The organism is Candidatus Zixiibacteriota bacterium, from assembly GCA_034003725.1.
In the GTDB taxonomy this organism is placed as follows: domain Bacteria; phylum Zixibacteria; class MSB-5A5; order GN15; family FEB-12; genus WJMS01.
In genome coordinates, this window is record JAVEYB010000009.1 from 14,305 (window position 1) to 36,755 (window position 22,451).

Below are 22,451 nucleotides of genomic sequence, written 5' to 3' on the forward strand. Positions count from 1 at the left end.
AGATCTTCGCGCGCCGGCCGGACGCCATCTTCTTCACCGCTCAGCCGAGAGGTCACTCGTCGTGAACACCCGCCTCAACGATGTCGTTTTTTCGGGGATCGTGTCGGTTCGCGATCGCCTGTTGCAGCTTGCCAATCCGCTTCGGCTGGAATCCGGCGAGCCGGACTTCGACACGCCCGCGCACATCACGGAGGCCATGGCGCGCGCCCTGGCCGACCACGAGACGCACTACGCACCATCAACCGGTATCAAGCCGCTCAAGGAAGCGGTGCTTCGGAAAGTCGCCGGCAGGAACGGGATTTCGTACGTGCAGAACCCGAACCACGTGCTGATCGTCAACGGCGGCATGCACGGGTTGTACTGCACGTTTCAGACGATTCTGAATGCGGGGGACGAGGTCATCATGCCCCGTCCGAACTGGACGGCGACGGCGTGGATGGTACGGCTGGCCGGAGCCACGACCGTGTTTTGCGACTTATTGCCCGAGCGGGAATATCGGTGGGACGCGGGGCAGCTGGAGTCGCTGATAACGAGTCGCACCCGGGCGGTGCTGATCAATACGCCCCACAACCCGACCGGCGGCGTGATGCGGCGCGAGGACCTGCGCGATTTGCTCGAGCTCGCCGCCCGGCACAACCTGTGGGTGATATCCGACGAGGCGTATGAAGATATCATTTACGATCAGGAGCATGTCAGTATCGCCGCGTTGGCCGCCGATTATCCGGAGGCGGTGCGGGCCAAGATCGTGTCCTGTTATACATTTTCGAAAAGTTATGCGATGACCGGGTGGCGGCTGGGGTACCTGGTGTGTCCGAATGACGCCTTTGTGGATCAGATCAAGAAAATGATCCTGTACACGATCAACGGGGTGTCTACGGCAACGCAGTACGCCGGGGTAGCGGCGCTCGACGGGCCGCAGGAGGCGGTGGCCGTTATGCGCGAGGAGTACCGGAAGCGACGCGATCTTCTGTATCAGGGCGTCAACGCATCGCCCCTGATGTCCTGCGATACGCCGCCGGCAGGCGCGTTTTATCTCTACGCGCGGATCACCGACGAGTGGCGGGGGTCGGCCTGGGATCTGGTCAATCACCTGATCGAACGGTACGCGATGGGATCGGTTCCGGGGGACGTTTTCTACGATTCGCAGAAGTCGATCCGGTTTTCGTACGCCTGCTCGACGGCGATGATCCGAGAGGCTATCGAGCGGCTGACCGCGCCGGTCGCTGTCGGGTGAGCGGGCGGTCGACGCGCTGTCACGGGATCGACGGGACGCCTACAGGAATTCCAGAACGGCGCACTTGAGGTACTGGGTCTCGGGCATGGTAAGCAGGACGGGGTGATCCTCGGCCTGTCCGGAGAGAGACCGGACGTGGCAAAGCCGCCGGGCATCGCGGGCCGCAGCCGTGATGGTGTTGAGAAAATCGACCGGTGAGAGCTGGTACGAGCAACTGCAGGTGATGAGGATGCCGCCCGGGTTGAGCAGTTTCATTGCGGACAGGTTGATTTCTTTGTAGCCGCGAACAGCTTCGGCGAGCTTTTCTTTAGACTTCACAAAAGCCGGCGGATCAAGGACGATCAGGTCGAAGCGTTCGCCGGCCGTGAAGAGGCTTCGCAGTAAATCGAAGCAGTCGGCTTTGCGGGTGTCGACAATCGATTCCAGGCCGTTACGGGCGGCGTTGTCGGTCACGAGCGCGAGGGCATCGGCGGACTCATCGACCGCGAGCACCGATACGGCGCCGCCGAGCGCAGCGTTAATGGAGAACCCGCCGCTATAACTGAAGCAGTCAAGAACGCGTCGGCCGCGGGACAGGCTGCGGCAGATGTGTCGGTTGGTCCGCTGGTCGAAGAAAAAGCCCGTTTTCTGACCGCGACGAAGGTCAACGCCAAAGCGCGCGTCGTTTTCAACAATCTCCACGATTTCGGGCACTTCGCCGTACGCGACTCGAACGTACTGGTCCAGTCCTTCGCGGGCGCGGAAAGGGGAGTCGTTGCGGAGGACGATCCCGGACGGTTTGAGCGTCTCGATCAGATCCGGCAGAATACGTTCGGTCAATCGATCCATTCCCATGGTAAGCGCCTGGACGGAGAGGAATCGGTCGTAGCGATCGACAATGAGGCCGGGCAGCAGATCGGCTTCGGAGTAGACGAGGCGGCAGGCGGAGCAGCCCGGTAGAAGTGTTGTCCTTCGCTCAAGCGCGCGGGTGATGCGGTCGCGGAAGAAGTCGGGCGGGATTTCTTGCGGGCCGAAGGACAGCATCCGGACGGAGATCAGCGAATGTCGGTTATAGTAGCCTACGCCGACGGGGCGGTTCTTACTGGAGAAAACCTCAACAATATCGCCATTTTCAGTCAAGTCTTCGACTGCGGCGACCTGGTTATTGAACACCCAGAGGTAGACGTTTTTGAGGCGTCGTTCGACTCCCGGTTTTAAGTATAGACGGGCCATACCTACACTATACTCGCGGAGGAGCTTCAGCGCAAACGGCAAGATGACGGTGGGGGCGGGCGGGCTCAAGGCGGGGGTACAGTCAGCCGATTAAATGAATATAGTCCTGTGGGTCCACGGTAGCGTGGCGCGCGACAGCAATTCGACCGTTCTTCGCCCCGAGAGGGACTCGACTTTATGCATTCAGGCAAGGGCAATGTCGATTAATCGAACCGAAGCGAAGGATCGTCGCCACATGCCGCGCTGGCAGGCGAGCTACTTTTTCAAACCGGGTCGCGAGTACACGCGGCCGTATTTCGACGTCATCGACCGCAAGACCGGATCATCGATAGGGCATCTCGTAGATATGACTTTTGACGGGATGAAGATCAAGTCGCCACATGAGATCGGGAAAGGGCGTCCCCTCAGCCTGCTGATACAGCTGCCGGAAGAGGTGAAGGACTGTGGGGAGATTCAGGTGGCGGCGCGGAGCCTGTGGTGCGAGCGGAACGACTCGTCGGGCGAGTATTATGTTGGACTGGAGATACTTTCGATAGCGCCGCCGTACGGGGAGATTGTCGACGCACTGGTACAACCGTAGCAGTCGTTCGGGGATACTGCGGCGAATGGAAAACCGCCCGATGCCGTGTGCGTGCATCGGGCGGTTTGTTTTTCCCACCCAGAGAATCCTGGAGGCCCCTTACCGGGACCGAATTCGTTCTATCGCCGCGGAGACACGCGTTCTCCCGGGGGGACATCACCGGCGGTCCGACCGTCATCGTGACATCCGCTGCAGTCCGGGGTGCCGGCATACTGCAGATCTACGTGGCAGTCCTTGCAGTCCATGGTCCCATGGAGTTCATCGAGGTGCAGGCCGGTGACAGCGTGATTGAAGTTTTCCTGATTCCAGCCGCCGTGGCAGGCAATGCAATCGGAGTTGACGCGGGCGATGCGTTTGCCGGTCGGGTGGCAGGCCCGGCATTCGAGATTTTTGTGGAAGCGATTCAGCTCCCAGCCGGTTTTGGCATGCGTGAAGCCGGGGCGTTCTTTGGTGTCATGACATTTGATGCAGGCGTCCTGCGCGTGGCAGTCGTTGCACATGGCATGGACTTCCTCGTCCGATTTCGCGAGCCGGGCGGGGCGTTGCAGGTCGTGGCAGTAGCTGCAGTTTTCCTGCTTGTGGCAGTCGACACAGCGCAGGTCGAACAGTTCGATATGTTCGCTGTGGTGGAAGGTCACGACCGGCGCCGTTTTATAAGGGGTGAGATAGACTTTGGATTTCGGTTCGGTGATGACCGGGTGGGTGACGCCGATGATGTCGGTCGAGTCGTAGCCGAAGGCCGCCGCCGTTTTGCCGTCGGCGGGCGTATGGCAGAGCACGCACTTGGTGTCGTGGCTCCACTCGCGGTGGCAGGAGAGACACTGGCGGTGGTAGGCGCCTTTCAGAGTGGGCTGTTTGAGATTGGCGGGGTTGGTCTCGCCGCCGTGGCAGTCCTTACAGGGCGGGATGTGTCCCGGAGGGCTATAGTGGTGACAGGTGGCGCAGTCCTGACCCATTTCGGCCATTTCGGCGTGCAGCTTGTGGTTGAACCGAACCGGCCGAAACTGGTCCGCGATTTCCGAGAGCATAATGGTGTCGGGGGCTTCGTCCAGCCCGTGTTTGGCGGTTGAGTGGACCATCGCGGTGCTGGGGCACGGTTTCAGGCAGGGTTCGCGGAGTGTGGGGACCTCGCAGTCATGGCAGTCGAGGCACTCCAGTATGCCGGTTTGCGGCGCCGCTTTCTGGCGCTGCGGCATCTGCGCCACCGACGCCGTGCCCGCGAGGGCGAGTCCTATGCAGAGGAGCAATCCTGTTGTCAGCGCGTACCGTTTCATCACTGCACCTGTTCCAGATTACTCGGGGTCCGGCGGACCTCGATGGGCAACGTGTAGGTCGGGACTTTTTCACCAGCGATAATGGGCAGGTGCATGACCAGGAAGCGATAGACGAGCACCAGCGCGCTGATGAGACCGACGGTTACCATTATTTCAAAGACCGACGGGAAGTAGGGGCCGGTCGGGTAAAGCGGGGTATAGGCGACGAGGAAGACGTTTATTCGATTGAGCGCGACGCCGAGTACGATGACGAGCGTGGCGGCGGTCAGGAGCCCCGTAACGCTACGGCGCACTTTCTCCTGCAGCAGGAGGATGATGGGCAGGACGATACCGCCGCCGATCTCGATCATCCACATGACTGACTGGACCGACCCTTCCCACAGATACGGCCACGCATCGCGGTTAGTCAGATCCACGAGCTTGATGGCAAGGTAGACGCCGAGCAGGACGGGCACATACCGCGCCAGCGAGGACAGGACGGGTGTTTCGGGTTTCAGCTTGAACGATTTCGAGGCGAGCAGCGACTCGAATATCACCATGGGGAAGCCGACGGCGATGGCCGACAGCAGAAACAGCAAGGGGGAGATGCTGGTGTACCAGAGCGGGTGAATCTTGGTCGGAGCGATCAGCATCAGCGTGCCGAGCGACGACTGGTGCAGGCACGAGAGCACGACTCCGGCGATAATGAATACCGAGATGAATCGGCCCAGGGTGCGGTCGGCAACCGAGAGAAACGACTCGATCAAACCGTTGAGATGGCGCAGGGGGCCGGGGAGATTGACCTGTCCCTTGAAGCGTTCCGCCACGATGGGAAGAAATTCGATGTACAGCACGGTCAGGTAGATCATCACACAGATGCCGACCTCAAAGAGTACGGAGTCACCCTGCCACATGCTGGGGAGCATCGGATGCCAGACGTTGTAGTAGCGGCCGAGATCGGCAAGCAGGCCGATGACGACAAAGGTGTATCCGAGCATCGCGGTGAGCAGGGCGGGGCGGACGATCACGTGATAGCGTTCCTTGTGGAAGATGTCGGCGAGCGCGGCGGTGGTAAATCCGCCGGCGGCAAGGGCGACACCGGTAGCGACATCGATGGCGATCCAGATGCCCCACGGATACTGGTCATTGAGGTTGGTGGTGGCCTGGAGTCCGGCGATAAGACGGTAGACGTAAGCCAGAGCGCCGAGGGCGGCCAGCACGGTCAGGACGATCGTTCCGCGCGTGAAAAAGCGCGTATGGATCGGATGGGGGCGTTCGTGGTTATTCATGAGGCACCTCGGCATCCGACGGCGCGGCGTCTCTTTCGCGGGTGGCGTGCATCACGAGCCCGAGCAAGCCGTACAGAGCGATCGGCGGCAGGAACGATTTGAAGATGCCGTGCTGGATCGTCTCGGTCAGCGACGGAATGACATCGGCTTTGAGGACGGGCAGTTCGGTGTGTTTGAAGTCGACCGGCGCGAGGTAGAGCCAGCTGGTGCCACCGGCTTCGGTTTCGCCGTACACGTGGTCGACATACACGCCGGGGTTGGATTTGATGCGATAGTGGGCGATATCGAGCAGTTGCTGGCGCGTGCCGAAAGTCAGAGCTTCATTCGGACAGATTGCGACGCACGCGGGCAATTCGTGATCTTCGGTAATACGCTCGAAACAGAAGGTGCATTTGCGAACGCGCGGGTCGAGCGCGTTGTCGTATTCGTAGGCCGGGATTTGAAAAGGACAGGCGACCATACAGTAGCGGCATCCAATGCACTTCCAGGCATCATAGACGACGGGCCCGGTGGAGGTCTTACGCAGGGCGCCGACGATACAGGCCGAGACGCAGGCGGGTTCGTTACAGTGCATGCACTGCACTTTCATGGTGTACTTTTTCGAGGGGTTGTCGGGGTCCTCGAAGCGGTTCAAGACGGTGAAGGCGTCCTTGTCAGGACGGCGGTGTCGGTCGAACACCGATTTGTCGTCGAAGGATTCGGGCCGCCGTCCCGATTTGGTGTGTTCCTGGTCGCAGGCCAGCTCACATTTGCGGCAGCCGATACAGACGACGGTATCCACGAGGACGCCGTAGTATTCGCTGCAGTCGGTGGGCGGGATGTCATCAGCCGCAGCCGAGCCGACGGCAAGGGTCGTAGTACCGGCGGCCGCCAGCTTGAAGAAGTCTCGTCTATTGATAGCCACCTAAGCTAACCTCCCGGTGACATCCCAGGTGCTGTCACGCGTCATTATTGTGAAACAATTCACAAAATCCACTATATAATAAATGAATATTTCATGGACAGTCAAGGTATTTCATATCCTTTCTACTCTATTTTCGTACGAAACAATAAAAAAGTTTGCCTTCGTTTCGATTCTGTTGAAAAACAATACAGTTACTATCCAGATTAGCTCGTGGGGCCGAACGGTGGTTCTCTGTTTCGCTTCATGCAATCAACTGATACACATGCGATTACATTGACGAGTGCCCGCCAGCCGCGAGGGGGCGGTCTGCTAGCCTGAATCTAGCGTATTGCTTATTCCGGTCAAATGCCGCTGTGTTAGCAATGACCGTGTATCGTCCCGTGCACGTCACTCAGTGACACGGCGGGTACATTATCGTACTTCCTGATCCGGGGATCGGGGTGATGTCATTTATCTCCCGGTCCCTTTTTGTTGCATTGGTTCCGCATTGAGGGGATGGGGTGAGGTCATTTGGACACGGGTTTTTCCGGTCATACGAGGTCAATTTTACACGGCGGGCGAATCGCGGCAATGCCGGCGGGAGGGTAAGTCATCATGGTATGGACGGTTATCTACTTGCGTGTGCGAGTTCGAGGACGGCACGGGATTTGTCTTACAGGAAGGGCGGACGCGCTGTCACATGTAGCGTTCGCCGGAGTGAGGCTCCGGCGGTTCGACAAGTTCACGTGCGGGGGGCAGAAACCCACGCTGCGCGGCCTCCGGACTTCCCTGGGGGGCGCACCGGGAATCCGGAGTGATCGAGGGGGGCAGAGGATGCGCGGCACACGCGATCCAGCAGCATGAGCCCGGTCGACTTCGGTCGACGTCGGGCTCTTCTTTTGTATAAGGGGGGACCGGGCTTGCCCGTTCGGGCAGGGGGTGGTATACTCACCGGAACTGAGAAGCGCGAGGAAGGGGTACACCGTTGTCATTCATCCGAGCCGTTTTCGTTTGTGTTACCGCCGTGCTGGCAGTCACTGAGGTGTCGACGGCCCAGTCCGGGGTCGTGGCGGAGCCAGTGCCGTCGAATCGGCAGATCAAGTTCTCCGTCGGACCGTCATTTGGTTACAATGTGGGGCACACGACCTACGACTTTGCGATCGGTGTCCCGGGCGCTGCCAGCGGTGAGATTGCGTATTTGCGCAGCGAGCTGGAGTTTCCGGTTGACCAGTTCATGGCGGGTGGCGCGGTCCGGCTCCAATCGTTTCTCGGCGACGTGGAAGACTGGTCGTTGATGCTGTCCGGTCTGATAAGCGCGAACAATCCGGGGGGTACGATGACGGATATCGACTGGGTGAGGGTTGTCGACGGGTATGGCGGCACTTTCAGCCACACGGAGTCGAGCTCCGAGGGATCCAACCTGATCGTGAATTTTCAGTTCACCAAACGGCTGGTGGGGCGGACGCGGCACTCGATTGGAGTGGCGGCGGGGTTTCGATATCAACGTATCAGACAGGATATCGACAATTTCGCCGGCTGGCAGGTGCCGTATTACCAGCCGACCCCGACTCGAGTCGAGTTTGAGGTCAACAACGTGCCGGCGCTGGAATACCGGGTGACGTATGTGATGCCGATGGCGGGACTTCATCTGGTGCTGCGACCGTCGCGCGCGGTGTCTGTGGACGCTCGCGCGCTATACGCGCTGACGATGGCCGACGATTTCGACGATCATTTATTGCGGAATAAGGAGGCGACCGCCGACGGTCGGGGCAGCGGGTTTGTGGGCTCGCTGCGGGCGGACTGGCTGTTGCGCGAGCGGGCTCCGGGATCGCGCCCGTTTATCGGTGTGGAGGCGGAGGTCGTGACGCTGACGGTCGAAGGGGATCAGAAGCAGGTGTGGTATGACGACGAAGTCGTTCAGGGAGAGGTGATTGTCCCGCGCGGGACGGTGTACAGCGGATTGCCGCACGATTTCATCAGCACGCAGTATCGAGTCGGGCTTCGATTCGGTTTTCGCTTCTGAGGGAGAGACGCAGCTATCGCGGTCGCTGGTCCCACGGTTCAACCGTTCCGACGACGGCCGCAAGCCGATCGTTGGCGATTGCGTCGAGCACGCCCGCGGATATCTCATCATCGGTGAGCCAGCGTGACCGTTCGTGTTCCCGCTTGAATCCCAGAATAACCGTCCGATACGATACGCCGGCGATATTGTCGAACGGTGAATGTGCATCAGTCGTGACGGAGGGGTCGGCGGCCTGGGAGCCGAGGATGCGATACACCTGGCAGGGGTCGGACTGCTCGCCGAGCAGGCGTGCGACGACTGCAAGGGAATCGGCCGCGTCGCTTCGGATCCACACGACGGCCATAGCGATGGGTCCGAGGACAGCGGTTGCTTCGCGCAGTTTTGCCTCAAACGCGGCACGGTCCGAGTAGTCAACGGCGATCGGGTTAATGACGCCGGGGCTTCGCTGCGTGTCGCGGATCAATCCGACCAATCGTTCCTTGTTGCGCGCGACGACCGATACGCGGTGTCCCGCCTCGGCCAGCACGATTGCCACCGTGCGAAGCATGCCGGTTCCGCCTACGACGAGACAATGAGCCATAGACACTCCTCTTAAGCGAATTCCGCGGGATCTTCCCAGAGGTTGAAGATCAGGCCGAAGGGGTCGCGGATGTAGTTGGCGCCGCCTTTGCCTTCCCAGCGAACGACCGTGCATCCGTGCCGTTCGAGTTCATTTCTTGCGGTATCGAGGTCCGGTACTATGAATTCGAACACGGGCTGGGGGCTGTCGCCGTGATCGAGAAACAGGCGATTGTCGCCGGCTTTCAGTTCGAGCTGGTCGTTACCGGATTCTACCTGCGGCAGTTGCAGCACGGTCGTGTAGAAGGCAGCCGCCCGGTCCCGGTTGGGCGTGTGGAACGCGATACATCGACTGAACTTGTACGGCATCCTGAAACCTCACTCTGCCCGGACGGTGACGGGAGACGGCGCGTTGCTGTCAGTAGATGCACGCAGTATACGTCCGGTTACTGCGGGTGTCAATTCCGGCCGCCGGAAGAAACAAGATTGCTGATGTAGTGTTACAAAATCAGAGAGAGGTTAAGTCCATGAAGAGTCAGAGGACGGCGACGCTCGCAGGAGAAGAGCCTGAGGTCATTTCCACCGGAGATGGCGACCGGGGGTCACGTTCGGAAGGTGGCCGTCACCGGGTGGTAATAGTCGGCGGCGGTTTCGGCGGCCTGTATGCGGCCAAGTCGCTTCGGCGGAGCAAAGTCGATCTAACGCTGATAGACCGGCGCAATTTCCATCTTTTCCAACCGCTTTTGTACCAGGTGGCGACCGGGGGGTTGTCGCCGGGAGATATATCGTCGCCGTTGAGGTCGATACTGAGGAGGCAGAAGAACGCCCGGGTGTTGATGGCGGAGGTTGTCGATATCGATGTTTCGGGGCGGCGGGTGGTTCTTGCGGACGGCGAGGTATGCTACGACTCCCTGATCGTCGCGACCGGCGCTCACCACGACTATTTCGGCAACTCACACTGGGAGCAGTATGCGCCCGGTCTCAAGACGGTCGAGGACGCGCTGGAGATACGCAAGCGGATCTATCTGGCGTTTGAGGCGGCCGAGCGCGAGCCGGACCCGGAGAAAAAGGCGGCGTGGCTCACGTTTGTGGTGGTCGGCGGCGGTCCGACCGGTGTGGAGTTGGCGGGAGCGCTCGGTGAGATCGCACACTACACGCTGAGGCAGGACTTCAGATCTATAGACCCGGCGCTGGCACGGATCATTCTCGTAGAAGGGCTGGATCGCGTGCTGGCGACGTACGACCAATCGCTCTCTGAGAAGGCCCGGCGATCGCTGGAACGGCTCGGGGTGGAAGTCCGGCTGCACTCGTTTGTCACGGGGGTGGACGACCACGGTGTCACGATTGCACATGGTGACGAGACGGCAACTATCAACGCGAAGACTGTCTTGTGGAGCGCGGGGGTTAAAGCGGACTCGCTGGGAATGGTGTTGGCGGAACGGACCGGCGCGACTGTCGATCGGGCCGGTCGCATAGTGGTTGACGAGAACCTGATGATTCCGGGGTGGCCGGGCATATATGTCATCGGTGATCTTGCCAGTTTCAGCCACCAGACCGGCAAGCCGTTGCCGGGTGTGGCGCCGGTGGCGATGTCGATGGGTCGGTATGCGGCGAGGCGAATCGACGCCGCGATTCAGAATCGGGCGATGAAGCCGTTTCGTTATTTTGACAAGGGGGCCCTTGCGACGATAGGCCGCTCGGCGGCAATTGCGCAGTTCGGCCCGGTGAAGATATCGGGCTGGATTGCCTGGGTGACCTGGCTATTCGTCCACCTCATGTACCTGGTGGAGTTCGATAATCGTCTGCTGGTGCTCACTCAATGGGCGTGGAACTACTTCACCCGAAATCGGGGTGCCCGGCTGATTACCGGCAAGACCGGTCGGCTGGTGGAGTAGGCTGCCCGAATCTCTACATTTCTACTCTGCAATTTCCGGCACCAATCTGAAGCTGGCGGGTACAAGAGTCGTTGGAAAGAGACGACGATTGTACTATGGACCAAAGTCAATACTCAGCAAGAGAATACCAGCCCCGGATAACAGCAATCCATCCGGTTACGCGGCGAGTGCTGCTGGTGAGCAATTCGGCCGATCCCGCCGCTGATCCCTTTGATCGTCCGGGGGCGATGGCAGAGCTTATCGGAAGAATCGACCCGCTCACCGTGAGAATAATGCAGCTGGAGTATTCAGCCGGGGCTTTCGGTCGTTGCTGGCGGGATCTGTACGGCGCCGTGACGGCGGCAGGGACTGTACAGGTGCTGTTGTTGTCGTCACGGCTGTTGTGGCGAGGCGTTGTTCCGGCGCTGGTACTGGCTCGGTATTTTGGGCGGTCGATTGCCGTTCATATCGATACCGACCTTGCGGGCGGGATGACGAACGGTGAGTTGAGGGTGTTCGGGCGGTTTCTGCGGATGGCCGATCGGGTCACCGCGTCACCGACCGCCGACATTTCCTGGATGGGTGCCGATCGAAACCGGGTGGCGCGTCTGCAGACAGCATCGCGGATCGAGGGCATTCCGGCGAGGGTGATCCGCCAGGTTCAGCCCAAGGTTTTGTGCTTCGTGAGCTCGAGCCAGACGGGGACGGTTGCGACGCTGGTCCGCGGGATGGAACTGGTCAAACGTAAATACCCGAGGGCGGAGCTGGTGGTCGCCACGGTTGGGGCAGCGGAGCCATCGTTCAGTTGCTGTGGCGTGCGGCAATCGTCGGTTTCTTGTGTTGCGGTTCGTACGTGGTCCGATATCCGCGGGCTCGTATCGACGGCAGACATGATGGTTGATTTGTCGCTGTCGCGTACGACGTTGCCGCTTCATTATGCTATGGCTGCGGGATTGCCGGTGGTGGCGCTTCGGCTCGCAGCCGACCCGTACCTGCACGACGGAAACGCCTTCCTGCTTGGATCCGATGATTATGTGGCGGTGGCGGATACGATCACGGCCATGGTCGAGAAGCCGGATGCGACGGAGGCCGTATCGCGGGCGGTTGCATCGAGCGGCGAGTGGTGGGCACCGGAGATTCTGAAGCGTCACTGGACGTCGCATTTCGAGCATCTGCAGATCCGGCATATGTGATTGCGTCGACCTGTCGGTCCCGATATATTCACTTCATGTTGAAACGATACAGTCATAGTGCGATTGCTACGTTTCGCACCTGTCCGCGTCAGTTCAAATTCAAGTACATCGAGAAGCCCGATGTCGCCCGGCGGGTGACGGCGGACGCCTATATGGGCAACGCGGTTCACCGTGCGCTGAAGCAGTTGTATTCGGCCGTGGGCATGGGGCGGGTGTTGCCGCTGGAGCAGGTGCTTGCCGTGTACGATGCCGAGTGGGAGAAGCCGGAAAAGCGCCAGATCACGGTGGTGAAGGAGAGCGTGACGGTTGACGATTATATCGCGACGGGGCGCAAAATGCTCACGCGATACTACACGAGCAATCATCCGTTCGACCAGGGGACGACGCTTGCCACGGAGCGCACCATCACATTTGACTTGCCCGGCTCCACTCACAGGATGACGGCCATCATTGACCGATTGTGGCGCCGTCCCGACGGAATGATCGAGATTTGTGATTACAAGACCGGCGATCATCTTCCCCAGGGACCGCGCGACCGTGTATTCTTTTTCCAGATGGGAATTTACCAGTTGGCGGTTCAGCAGACCTGGCCGGATTTCCGCGATATCGAGCTGGTTCAGTATTTCCTCAAGATGGATGAAAAAATCACCCACCGGATGAGCGAAGAGGATCTGGATGTTCTGCAGACGGAGTTGAAAAACGCGATCGCCGAGACGATCCACGCCGAGCGGCGCGACGAGTTTCCGACGACCGAGGGGGGACATTGCGGATATTGCGAGTTTTTCGATTTGTGTCCCGCCAAGCGTCATCGGCTGATTCTCGAAAAAGAGTCGGGGGAGAAAGAGGGCTCGGAGGTGTCGACCGCCGAGTCAGCCGCCCGGTTGGTGGAGCGATATCTTGACGTTCACGAGCGGCTGCGGGAGATCAAAAGCGAGGCTGATGCGCTGAAGGTGGATCTGGCGCGGGCGGCGGGTGATCTGGGCGTCAACAAGCTGGTCGGCGGCACGGGGGAAGTGTCCGTGAAGGTGAGTCGAAAAGAGAAGTTTGTCACGAAGACGGGCGACGAGCAGGGATGGGCGGATTTCGGGGCGGTGGTCCGGCAGCTTCATCTCGACGACTATCTTGTTCCCGACGCCAACGGGATCTACAGGGACATATATAAAAAGGGCCTGCTGCCCGACGAGGATCTTCAGAAGCTGGCGGCGTTCATAATCGAGAAGGAAGAGATCACGGTGCGGGCGAAGCTGAAGAATGCCGAGGACGAAGACGATTCCGAGTCGGCGTGATAGTCGGCTTTCATTGGAAGTGAGAACGCCCGGCCGCTTGTCGCGGTCGGGCGTTTTGTTATCGGCAGTATCCGTGTCGGCGCTATTTCAGATAGCGAATCACGAATTCCGGGTAGATGCGCACCTGGTCGCGATCGAGGCGGGTCGTATCGGGCGGGGTGCCCTGGAGTTCATCGGCGACGCTCAGGAGTCGCTGCTGGCCCGGCGGGACGGTGGCGGTGTCGACGACCAGGGAGTCGATCGGGTTGTCGTCGAGCGATGACACGAAAATCGTGGCGAGCCGGCCGCGTCCGGGTTCAAGGCGTTTGAAGGTGGGTCCGAGATTGGCGACCATGCCGAGCAACACGCACTGAATAGCGGTGTCCGGGCGGAAGGCCTTGAGGGTGAAGTGGTCGACGCGGCCGCCGGTGTACACCGCAGAGTCGGCGACAATGCGATTCAGGCCTGCGGACATTCTGAGGGGGACCGTGAGGCCGGCGACCGCCTCGTCGTTGGTATATGACACGGTGATTGACCAATTATGCGAGTCGATTCGCGACAGGTCGGCGTACACGGTATCGCGGACGCCGTGCTGGTCATCGACCTGCTGCGAGCGCAGCGCGACCGGCAGACAGATCACAATGGCGCTGAGAACGATAGCAGTTACTTTCATGCTTCCTCCAGTATAACTGTCAAGTCGACGTCTCCTGAGCTTGTACACCCGGTCGGCGGAGAAGATCCGCCTACGATCCGCCGGCAGTCGGGTCGATCATGGACCGTTTATATGCTTCGATCAGCGAATCGGCAACATCGGGGTTGCGGAGTCGCTGGCGGTGAATCTCGGATGCGGTGATGAGCGCCGAACGTCCTACCCGGGTGTCCGGGTACCGGGCGTAGAGCTGCTCGAGCGCGCCGGCGGCTTCGGGCCACATCTTTCGCTGGCGATACATCTCGGCTTTGTACATCAGGGCGCGCGCGGCGGCGGACCCCTGAAGCTGGATCAGGCGGTCGTACGATTCGATGCCGCGTTCGAACCACCGATTCGCTTCGGCGTTGAGTCGTTCCGCGGTGTAATGCTGCTCGAGATGCAAATACGCCGACATTGCTTCGTCCGACCCCTCGTAATTTTCGATCAAGTAACGGAATTCCGTTTCGGCCCGCTGCCAGTTGCCTTCGAGCTCGAACGTTCTCGCCTTGAGCAGTTGTGCGGTCGGATTGGAGTTGTAGTACCTCGGGTACTGGTCGGACAACTGGATGAGTAGGTCGCGGGCCTCGGTGTACTGTTTGGTATCGAGCAGGATGGCGGCCCGTTGATAGATGAGGACCGGACGGTAGGTGGTATCGCGGCCGCTGATGTTGGCGAGCAACCGATCGTAGATGGATAACGCGTTCGAGTACTTTTTCAGTCGGCGGGCGTAGATGTCGGCGATTTGCATCTGGGCGGCGACTCCCACCTGCCCGGTTGAGTCGGTCAGGGCGTTGAGCTGGGCGATAGCGTCTTCGTGCAGTCCCGCCTGATCATACAGCGACGCGAGGCTGGAACGGGCCGCGACCGCGACATCGGTTGCCGGGAAGTCGTTGACGATGTCTCGGTAGTAGGTCTCGGCGAGCAGATAGGAGTGATAAGCCTCGGCGGTGTCCCCGATTCGGTTGTAGATCTGGAAGATATGCGCGGGGAGGTTGAAGAGCTTGAATTCGATTTCCTTGTCGGGCGACAACGGCGGGTAGTATCCGTTGTAGGTATCCGTATAGACGGTCACGGCGCTGTCCCACATTCCCTTGGCCTGGAGGATTTGTCCGAGGTTCAGCGAGGAATACATGGTTTGATAGTCGGTGAGACCGCCAAGCTCTCGCAGACGGCTGTAGAGGGTGATGCAACTGTCGAAAGCCCGGTCGGCATAAAGGTACTGAGACAGCCGAATGGTGCTGTGGTAGGCGAGGCTGGCCAATTCGAGGAACTCGGTCGGATGCGCGGCGCTGTCGACGTTATCGATTGCCTCGTAGCAGTAGGAGAGTGTCCGCGCGTAGGCATCGCGAACCTGCTGATCGGTTCCGGGCGCGTTCAACTCGGATTTTATGGAGGCATTGCGGGCGGTCCGGTTGGCCTCGTGGAACAGTTTTTCGGCGTTATAGCGGTATTCGAGCGCCTGATTTTCAGCGCAACCGGCGCCGATCAGCACCGGGCCGATCAACGCGCACACAAGCGGAAACAGGTGTCGTTTCATTATTTCGTCTATCGGTTAAGTTGGCGTGGGTCATTACCGTACGCGAATATAGACGGCAGGTCAGAGCAAGACAAGCGGTTTATAGACGGACCGGACCGGGGTCACGCTGCAAAAGGAAGAGCCGCTCCCGGCAGGGAGCGGCTCTGAAACGTCCCGGAAAAAGGTGAGTAACAGTGCGTTTTACGCTGTGCCCATTTTGCGGCGTGCCAGACCGGCGCCAAGCAGTCCGACGCCGAAGAGGATCATGGTGGCCGGTTCCGGAACCGCCGAATACGTTTCCTCGATCAGGTCGTTTCCGCACTCCAGTGTGAGATGGAAATCAAGGGTGCGGAAATCTCCGAGAAGCGATTTGGAGATCTGGAATTCCCAGACATAGGTGTCGCCGCTGTACGGGCGAATGGGGTTGTTCTCGTAGTCTTCCGCGAACGTCTTTATGAACGAGACATCACCGACCGTTGAGGCATCGGCGCCAACCTGCCACGGTCCGACGGTGTTTCGGATGTCGGTGTAGTTATAGTAGGTGCCCGGTTTGTTGGAGATGTGATTCCAGCTGTTGTTGACGCTCATCAGCGAGGTGGTACCGAGCACGCCGTTAGCGCCGTCGGCGATATCGATGGCCAGGCCGTTGCCGAATCCGCCGCCATCGACTCCGATAAAGAGATCACCGATGCGGTACTGCTGATTCCAGCCGCCGCTCATGTAAGCTTCGGACTGATAGCCAAACGAGTTGGCGACGGCCACGTACACGAAGTCTCTGGTTTCGCGCACCCTGAGTCCTTCAAGGTCAAACGACTCGCCGCCGGGGCCGAGATTGCCGGGGGAGGGGAGACTGCCGACGCCGTTGGGGTAGTCGATCGGCGCCCAGTTGTTGTTGTGGTCGAACGGTGAAGAGCCGTCGCCGAAGACATCGAAATGATAGTCAAACGCGGAGACATTTGCCGCGAGCAGTACCACGGCAGCGCCAAGTAGAATTTTCTTCATAGGACCACCTTTCATCGGGACGTAGTTAGACGTTGTCATGACTGAAGAAAGCAAACACGGTGCCGTCCGGTCAGGGTTGGTGCATCGCGGTATACCGGCTTGCAGAGCAACAGCTTAGCAGGCTTCGACCGGTCCATCGTTAGTGGGGTTTCTGCGTTCATTATCGTTTCGACTGCACACTGTGTATGTTCGCGTTCAACCTGTGGGGAGATTCCCATAGTGAAGGACGGCAGGTTAGCGCCACGTTCCGATGCAGGCGACCACAAAATCCCTATCAACTCAGAGGTAAAAATGGCGGCTCCGGCTAGTCAAAAAGGAGGAGTCATGTCAGAGATGAAACGTGATGACAGCGCGCAGCAGGGTGCAAGAGCGTATCCGGCCTTAGCCGCGCATGTTGCACCGCCCCGGAAGGCTTTCTCAACGGCCGAGCGACTTGTTCGGACGCTGCAATGGACGCCGCGCGATATTACGACCGGACGATATCGGTATCTGCTGTATCGATTTTTGTCGGATCACGTTCCGGCGATAAGCGCGTGCATCTGGACGTGGTCGCGGCTGGTTGGCGCGCCGGGGCAGTATGTGGTACGTGACGACGGCGGCGGCGCGGCAGGCCGACGGGCGCAGGGGCGTCTCGATGAGTTGTCGGAACGGCTGTACGCCAATCCGCTGGGCTCACGAGTCGGGATGGCGACGATGATTACCGATATAACGACGGCGTTGTTTCGCGACGGTCTGGTGGGCGGGTTTTTGACGGTACATCCGGACGCATCGTCGGTCGATCAGTTCGTGCCGGTGGATCCGATGCATCTGCAGGCAGACGCCGACAAATCGCCGGTCGGATTGTATCTCGAGCTGGAGAACCGGCGAATAGATCTTCGACGGCCTGATTTCTATCTCATCACGCTTTCAGACAGTCCGGCGAGTCCGCTGGGGCGATCGGTGCTGACGGCGGTTCCGTTCGTGAGTTATATCGAGCAGCAACTGGTGTCGGATATGCAGCGATCGAGCCACAACGCCGGATTTCATCGTCTGCATGTCAAGATCACGCCGCCGGAGCGGATGGCGGGGGAATCCGACCCGGCGTATACCGACCGCATCAACCGTTACTTCGACACCACGGTCGACATGATTCGTTCCTGCGAGATCGATGACAATCCGGTTACGTGGGACAATGTCGAGGTGGAGTATATCGGTCCGACTCACAGTCGCGATATCGCCAACAGCTGGTTCATGTCGCATCGGGCGATGATCGAAGAGATCTGCGCCGGGACCAATCTCGCTCCGTTTCTGCTCGGGTATTCCTATGGATCGACGACGACCTGGGCCGATTTCAAGTTTGATATCGTTATGCGGCAGGTGCGGTCGGTTCAGACGCAGGTAGCGCGGTTTTTGGAGTGGATCGGCGATATCGAACTGGCGCTGGGCGGTTTCGACATGCGATGCTCGTATCGATTCGACAACTCGTTTGCGTATCGTGCCGCCGATGAAGTGCGTACACAAGCGGGTCAGATCGACAATATACTCAAGTTGTATGAGGCCGGCCTGATCGACAAAGAGGCCGCTCGGGAGAAAGCATGTCGGATCGTGTAGTTGCGGTGGTCACACGGGAAGACTGGGAACGCGGACTGGACGACCCGGAGTGGTTTGCACGGCGCGCGCTGGGAGTCGGCCTGCATGCCGGGCAGGCGGAATGGCTTCGTCGCTCCACCGGCCGCGAGAACGTGCTGGTCACCGGTAATCGCTGGGGGAAGTCGTTCGTATCGGCGGTCAAGCTGCTGCACCACGCGCTCTATCGTCCTCGGCCGCTCGTGTATGACCGGGCCGGGCGTTACCGGGCGGTGACGGCATCGATCACGCAGGATCAGGCTAATATCGTATTCGACACGGCGCTTCGACTCGCCCGGCAATCGGCATGGCTGGAACCGCTGATCGCGACCGTGACGCGCACGCCGTTTCCGCTGCTGCGACTCACCAACGGAGCGACGATCGAGGCGAGGTCGACGCAAAACAGGGGCGAGTATCTGCTGGGCAACGACTACGACCTGTTTGTGTTCGATGAAGTCGCGTTCGAGCCTCATCCGGAATACGTGGTGGAAGAAGTGATCCTGATGCGCCTGGCCGATCGCGGGGGGCGGCTCGATCTGGTGTCGACGCCGAACGGGAAGAACTGGTTGTATCGGCGCGCGCGGGAGATAATGGAGGGTGCGCGGCCGGGGTACTTCCAGTGCGGCGACAGCCGCGAGAACAATTTTATATCGCAAGGGTATCTTGATGAGCGCGTGAGGCATTTCACGGAGCGGCGGTTGCAGCAGAATATCCAGGGGCAGTTTGTCGACGCGGGTGGAGAGATACTTCCCGGGGCGTATATCGACGACGCTCTTCGGCTCGGAGCGGGCGGTCTGCAGACTGCATCAGGGCGGGCGCCGGTGTACATTTCCGGCTGGGATCTGGCTCGCAAGCGCACGGCGACGGTCGGCGTGACGGTGGAAGTTATCGATGGCTGCGCCCGTGTCGTGTGTTTGGAGCGGATTCGGCTTTACGACTGGCCGGCAGTGATCACGCGGATCGCCGAGCGTCAGCGGCAATATCCGGGGCGGCTGGTTATCGACGCGACGGGGCTGGGAGACGTCATCACGCAGCACCTCGACAATTTCAAACCTCAGGCGGTGATATTCACGCCGCAGGTGAAAGCAGAGCTGTTGACCAATGTCGAGTTGTTCCACGCGCGGCGGGCGATCGGATACGAACGATGGGAGTTGCCGGACGGTCCGGGGCGGATCTGGTCTCTCGAGGATGAGCTTCGGGGCGCGCGATGGGACGATAACAGCGAATGCGACGCGCTTATGGCATTGGCGCTGGCTTTGTGGCCGCTGGCCGGCCGGGATGTGCCGCCTGTCGGCCCGCGAGTAGGACGGGCGTGAGACAAAAAAAGTACCCTGTAGCGGGAGACTACAGGGTACGGAAGGGAGGTGGGATGGGGAAAGTCTTTTACTTGTTCCCGTAATGGCGCCGAACCAGATAGGCAGCGCCGAGCCCCGCTCCCACCAGGAGGAAGGTTGCCGGTTCCGGAACCGCGACGGGCGGGTCCTCATGGACAGGTGGGTTATCGATTGGCGAGGGAGCGGCCTTGTCGCTCTCCGCTGCATGACGCGGGTTGTCCTTCTGGGAGTCGATGCGATCACGCCCATTGTTCACGCCGATTCCATAGACATCCGTGAACGTCATCGTCATCCCCAGCACAAAGACGACGATAAATAGTACCCACTTCAGCCATGCGCTTGATGTGCGCCGATACACGACCATTAGTCACACCTGCCTTAAAAGTTTCCTGTCGATTCCACGTTGTCTGTAAGACCATTTGAGCAACTGCAGTGCCCAGTTTGACAAATTCGTACCTACTCCCTATCCAAGCCATTGATAAATATCGGCTTATACGTCCACGACTGAGTTTAAACCGGTACCTACTGCCGTACCCACTGCGCAATCGTCTGCGCAATTTTGAGATAGAATCGATGGAAAAAATGGGACGGGCGGCTTTAGTGAACCCAATCGCAGGAGGTGATATGACAGCCCGACTTGGTCGAATAACCGCCCGGCTCGCCGAACCCGATGTCTCAGAATGCAATGAGATAGTGGACCGGATCAATCGCAATATTAATCCGCCCGTTGTGTTGACGCCGTCTGACGTTTACATCCGCGCGATGTATGTGGTCTCAGACAGCGTCAACAGTTTCGGGGGTCGATTTCCCGCTGACGAACACGATCGCCTGTCGGCGCTGCTGATCGACTCGCCGGTGCTGGCAGGTCATCGCAAGGACAAGTTGCCGCTGGCCCGCACGTTTCACGCAGAGACAGTCGAGCGCAATTCTGAACGATGGGTGAAGGCGTACTTCTACTGGTTGCGGAGCGCCGACGGCGCCGACAGCCTTCGCGAGAACATCGACGGCGGCGTAATCAAAGAGTGCTCGATCGGTTTCACGTTTTCATTCGCGGAGTGTTCGATATGCGGGCGCGACATACGCCTGTGCGAACATGAACCGCTCGAGCAGTACGAAGTCGACGGGGTTTCGACGCCGTGCCATTTCAACTATCGCAAGATCGAGCGGGTCCTGGAGACGTCACTGGTATACCGTGGGGCCACTCCCGGGACGTCGTTTACGCGCGATCTTCGGCAGTTTTCGGACGAAAACGCGACTGTCGAGGCAATGGAGGACACGGCGCCGCTGTCTCTGTCCGATCTTCCGTCGACCGATACCTACCTGGTAATCCCGCATTATGACGCGCTGCATTGTCGAATCGGCCGGGTGAAGGGCCGTCCGGTGTGTCGTCCGGTCGACGCCACGATAGCGGTACAGAACGAGAGGCTTGCGCCCGTCAATGCGGCGTTGTCGTCGCTGGGCGGCGGTTGTGTCTCCGGGAGGCTCGTGGGCTATCGCGGCCGGGATCGGTGCAGCGTTGGCGATCTCGTCGCGTATCTCGCCGGGCACACATCGCCGGTGCGCCGCGTGGTCCTGCACCTGTTGCCGACGTCGCGGGAAGTGCCGACGGCGGCACCGACGCCTATACCGGGAGCGCCGGCGAGAATGATTCCGCATCGCTTCACCGATCGCAGCTCATTGGCTGTGTCGGCGCGGGAAATCATGACGGCGAGCGGCGTGGAGGTTCAGCCTCTCGGAAACGGGCGTAACCAGAGCTTTCACATACTTCCACAGAAGTTGACGGAACGCGACGGCGACCGCTACGAGCTGTACCAGGCGGCACATGAGCGGCGGGCCTATCTGCGTATCGTAAGCGCCGGCACGTCTCGTCACCTCGTGATTCACCAGTTCCATGTCGGTCGGTTCAAGAAGGGAGCGCGCTTCATCGCCGAGTCGCTTGGAACGCTGCCCGACACTTGCAGGCGGCGCACGCCGATCGCCACGGGACGCACCGTTCAGTTTTCGACGACCGGCGACGGGGCAGCGGTGACGTTTGATGGCCCGCTCGCGGGGAGCTACCGTTTCCGGCAGGTTACGCTCGACGGCCGGCGGTGCACGCTGGTCTATCGACACGAATCGGGAGGAGAACGAGAGGGAGGAACACATGACTCGTGATCCGGTCATCAGGGGAATCCGTCTGGGCGGGCAGTTACTGCATATGCTGGTGCTCGCGCTGGGTCTCGCGGGAGGGTACTTCATGACGGTGCAGTCGATCAGGCTGGAGCTGGCGGCAAAGGCGGAGGCGGTGACGGTGGAGACGCTGGAGCGAAAACTCACCAACCTGGAGGTAATACTTCGCGAGGGTACGGTGACGAGGGAGCAGTTTTACGAATTTTCGCGCGAGGTCGAACGCCGGTTGGCGAGGATCGAATATTACGTGAGCGAAGATAAAGGAGGACACGACGGTGGAACCAAATAACGCGCTGGCGACGGAACTACGGTTGTTTGCGGCAGAGATCGGGCCGGACAGCCTGTCCTGTATCGATTTCGACAAGCTGCGTGATACGATCGCACGGGCGGCAGCCACGCTGGAAGAATCGGCCGCCGTGTCCGCGGACCTGGCGGCGCTTCGGTCGGATTACCAAGCGCGCATCGCGGGAATGCTCAAGGCCATCTCCGCCGTTGCCCGCACGAGGGGCGGTCGCGAGGAGGCGGTTGATACCACGTTGGAGCTGTCGTCAAAGTCGACGATCGAGCTGCTGGAGTGTTATCGCCGCGCCGCCGCTCGGTTTCGTGACAATTTCCCGTCGAGTTTCGGACTGTTGCAGGTGAAGACGCCCTCCCGGGGGCTGCCTGCGGACAAGTGCCGGGATTTCCTCTAAAGAAAGCAAACGAATGTGCCATTGAGGCCATATCCGTGCCACGCGGGATGCAACCCGGCACGTCACACGATCCCAAATGGG

Annotated in this window: 21 protein-coding genes; 11 read left to right on the forward strand and 10 right to left on the reverse strand. The window is 59.9% G+C overall.

Features of this window, described 5'->3' with window-relative positions; translation table 11 throughout:
• Nucleotides 1-61 precede the first annotated feature (61 nt).
• On the forward strand, nt 62-1,234 hold the full coding sequence (locus tag RBT76_10845) for an aminotransferase class I/II-fold pyridoxal phosphate-dependent enzyme (GenBank protein ID MDX9858279.1): 1,173 nt from the start codon (nt 62-64) through the stop codon (nt 1,232-1,234).
• Nucleotides 1,235-1,273: 39 nt separating this feature from the next.
• Here the strand turns inward: RBT76_10845 and RBT76_10850 are convergent, their stop codons facing one another.
• The gene (locus tag RBT76_10850; protein MDX9858280.1) at nt 1,274-2,446 is read right to left on the reverse strand and encodes a class I SAM-dependent rRNA methyltransferase; all 1,173 of its coding nucleotides are present in this window, start codon (nt 2,444-2,446) and stop codon (nt 1,274-1,276) included.
• A 196-nt stretch (nt 2,447-2,642) separates the two neighbouring features.
• Here RBT76_10850 and RBT76_10855 point away from each other — a divergent pair, with 196 nt between their 5' ends.
• Complete coding sequence (locus RBT76_10855; GenBank protein MDX9858281.1) at nt 2,643-3,026, forward strand: PilZ domain-containing protein; 384 nt, start codon at nt 2,643-2,645, stop codon at nt 3,024-3,026.
• Between the two features lie 119 nt (nt 3,027-3,145).
• Here RBT76_10855 and RBT76_10860 read toward each other — a convergent pair whose 3' ends face one another.
• Genes RBT76_10860 through RBT76_10870 form a run of 3 tightly spaced genes read right to left on the reverse strand, consistent with a single transcriptional unit; the run spans nt 3,146 to nt 6,472 of the window.
• Nucleotides 3,146-4,300 carry a cytochrome c3 family protein gene (locus tag RBT76_10860; GenBank protein ID MDX9858282.1) on the reverse strand — a complete coding sequence of 385 codons (1,155 nt, stop codon included), beginning with the start codon at nt 4,298-4,300 and terminating at the stop codon, nt 3,146-3,148.
• The gene (gene hybB, locus RBT76_10865; protein ID MDX9858283.1) at nt 4,300-5,568 is read right to left on the reverse strand and encodes a Ni/Fe-hydrogenase cytochrome b subunit; all 1,269 of its coding nucleotides are present in this window, start codon (nt 5,566-5,568) and stop codon (nt 4,300-4,302) included. Before hybB ends, RBT76_10860 begins: the two co-directional genes overlap by 1 nt.
• The gene (locus tag RBT76_10870) at nt 5,561-6,472 is read right to left on the reverse strand and encodes a 4Fe-4S dicluster domain-containing protein (protein ID MDX9858284.1); all 912 of its coding nucleotides are present in this window, start codon (nt 6,470-6,472) and stop codon (nt 5,561-5,563) included. The genes hybB and RBT76_10870 overlap by 8 nt, the downstream gene beginning before the upstream one ends.
• A 964-nt stretch (nt 6,473-7,436) precedes the next feature.
• Between RBT76_10870 and RBT76_10875 the strand changes: the two genes are divergently transcribed.
• Nucleotides 7,437-8,474 (forward strand): omptin family outer membrane protease, encoded by a 1,038-nt coding sequence (locus RBT76_10875; protein ID MDX9858285.1) that lies wholly within the window; start codon nt 7,437-7,439, stop codon nt 8,472-8,474.
• Nucleotides 8,475-8,487: 13 nt separating this feature from the next.
• Here the strand turns inward: RBT76_10875 and RBT76_10880 are convergent, their stop codons facing one another.
• Both RBT76_10880 and RBT76_10885 read right to left on the reverse strand, forming a co-directional pair.
• Nucleotides 8,488-9,054 (reverse strand): hypothetical protein, encoded by a 567-nt coding sequence (locus RBT76_10880; protein MDX9858286.1) that lies wholly within the window; start codon nt 9,052-9,054, stop codon nt 8,488-8,490.
• 11 nt (nt 9,055-9,065) lie between these two features.
• Nucleotides 9,066-9,401, reverse strand: coding sequence for a VOC family protein (locus RBT76_10885; GenBank protein MDX9858287.1), 336 nt, complete (start codon nt 9,399-9,401; stop codon nt 9,066-9,068).
• Nucleotides 9,402-9,559: 158 nt separating this feature from the next.
• Here RBT76_10885 and RBT76_10890 point away from each other — a divergent pair, with 158 nt between their 5' ends.
• The 3 genes from RBT76_10890 to RBT76_10900 all read left to right on the forward strand — a co-directional run bounded on the left by RBT76_10890 (nt 9,560) and on the right by RBT76_10900 (nt 13,385).
• Complete coding sequence (locus RBT76_10890; GenBank protein MDX9858288.1) at nt 9,560-10,927, forward strand: NAD(P)/FAD-dependent oxidoreductase; 1,368 nt, start codon at nt 9,560-9,562, stop codon at nt 10,925-10,927.
• Between the two features lie 95 nt (nt 10,928-11,022).
• Entirely contained in the window at nt 11,023-12,099 is a 1,077-nt protein-coding gene (locus RBT76_10895; GenBank protein ID MDX9858289.1) for a glycosyltransferase, read from the forward strand.
• A 35-nt stretch (nt 12,100-12,134) separates the two neighbouring features.
• On the forward strand, nt 12,135-13,385 hold the full coding sequence (locus RBT76_10900) for a PD-(D/E)XK nuclease family protein (GenBank protein ID MDX9858290.1): 1,251 nt from the start codon (nt 12,135-12,137) through the stop codon (nt 13,383-13,385).
• Nucleotides 13,386-13,467: 82 nt separating this feature from the next.
• Here the strand turns inward: RBT76_10900 and RBT76_10905 are convergent, their stop codons facing one another.
• The 3 genes from RBT76_10905 to RBT76_10915 all read right to left on the reverse strand — a co-directional run bounded on the left by RBT76_10905 (nt 13,468) and on the right by RBT76_10915 (nt 16,570).
• A complete protein-coding gene (locus RBT76_10905; GenBank protein MDX9858291.1) occupies nt 13,468-14,037 on the reverse strand; it encodes a hypothetical protein in 570 nt (189 codons plus the stop codon).
• Nucleotides 14,038-14,107: 70 nt separating this feature from the next.
• The gene (locus RBT76_10910; protein MDX9858292.1) at nt 14,108-15,589 is read right to left on the reverse strand and encodes a tetratricopeptide repeat protein; all 1,482 of its coding nucleotides are present in this window, start codon (nt 15,587-15,589) and stop codon (nt 14,108-14,110) included.
• A gap of 180 nt (nt 15,590-15,769) precedes the next feature.
• On the reverse strand, nt 15,770-16,570 hold the full coding sequence (locus RBT76_10915; protein ID MDX9858293.1) for a PEP-CTERM sorting domain-containing protein: 801 nt from the start codon (nt 16,568-16,570) through the stop codon (nt 15,770-15,772).
• A gap of 324 nt (nt 16,571-16,894) precedes the next feature.
• Between RBT76_10915 and RBT76_10920 the strand changes: the two genes are divergently transcribed.
• Entirely contained in the window at nt 16,895-18,160 is a 1,266-nt protein-coding gene (locus RBT76_10920) for a hypothetical protein (protein MDX9858294.1), read from the forward strand.
• Nucleotides 18,145-19,491: a terminase family protein gene (locus RBT76_10925; protein MDX9858295.1), complete on the forward strand. Its 1,347-nt coding sequence runs from the start codon at nt 18,145-18,147 to the stop codon at nt 19,489-19,491. The genes RBT76_10920 and RBT76_10925 overlap by 16 nt, the downstream gene beginning before the upstream one ends.
• 67 nt (nt 19,492-19,558) lie before the next feature.
• On the opposite strand, the gene RBT76_10930 is transcribed toward RBT76_10925, so the two are convergent.
• Nucleotides 19,559-19,873 carry a PEP-CTERM sorting domain-containing protein gene (locus RBT76_10930; protein ID MDX9858296.1) on the reverse strand — a complete coding sequence of 105 codons (315 nt, stop codon included), beginning with the start codon at nt 19,871-19,873 and terminating at the stop codon, nt 19,559-19,561.
• 260 nt (nt 19,874-20,133) lie between these two features.
• Here RBT76_10930 and RBT76_10935 point away from each other — a divergent pair, with 260 nt between their 5' ends.
• The 3 genes from RBT76_10935 to RBT76_10945 are packed head-to-tail and all read left to right on the forward strand — an operon-like array spanning nt 20,134 to nt 22,370.
• On the forward strand, nt 20,134-21,663 hold the full coding sequence (locus RBT76_10935) for a hypothetical protein (GenBank protein MDX9858297.1): 1,530 nt from the start codon (nt 20,134-20,136) through the stop codon (nt 21,661-21,663).
• Nucleotides 21,653-21,967 carry a hypothetical protein gene (locus tag RBT76_10940; protein MDX9858298.1) on the forward strand — a complete coding sequence of 105 codons (315 nt, stop codon included), beginning with the start codon at nt 21,653-21,655 and terminating at the stop codon, nt 21,965-21,967. Before RBT76_10935 ends, RBT76_10940 begins: the two co-directional genes overlap by 11 nt.
• Nucleotides 21,954-22,370 (forward strand): hypothetical protein, encoded by a 417-nt coding sequence (locus tag RBT76_10945; protein MDX9858299.1) that lies wholly within the window; start codon nt 21,954-21,956, stop codon nt 22,368-22,370. Before RBT76_10940 ends, RBT76_10945 begins: the two co-directional genes overlap by 14 nt.
• Nucleotides 22,371-22,451 lie beyond the last annotated feature (81 nt).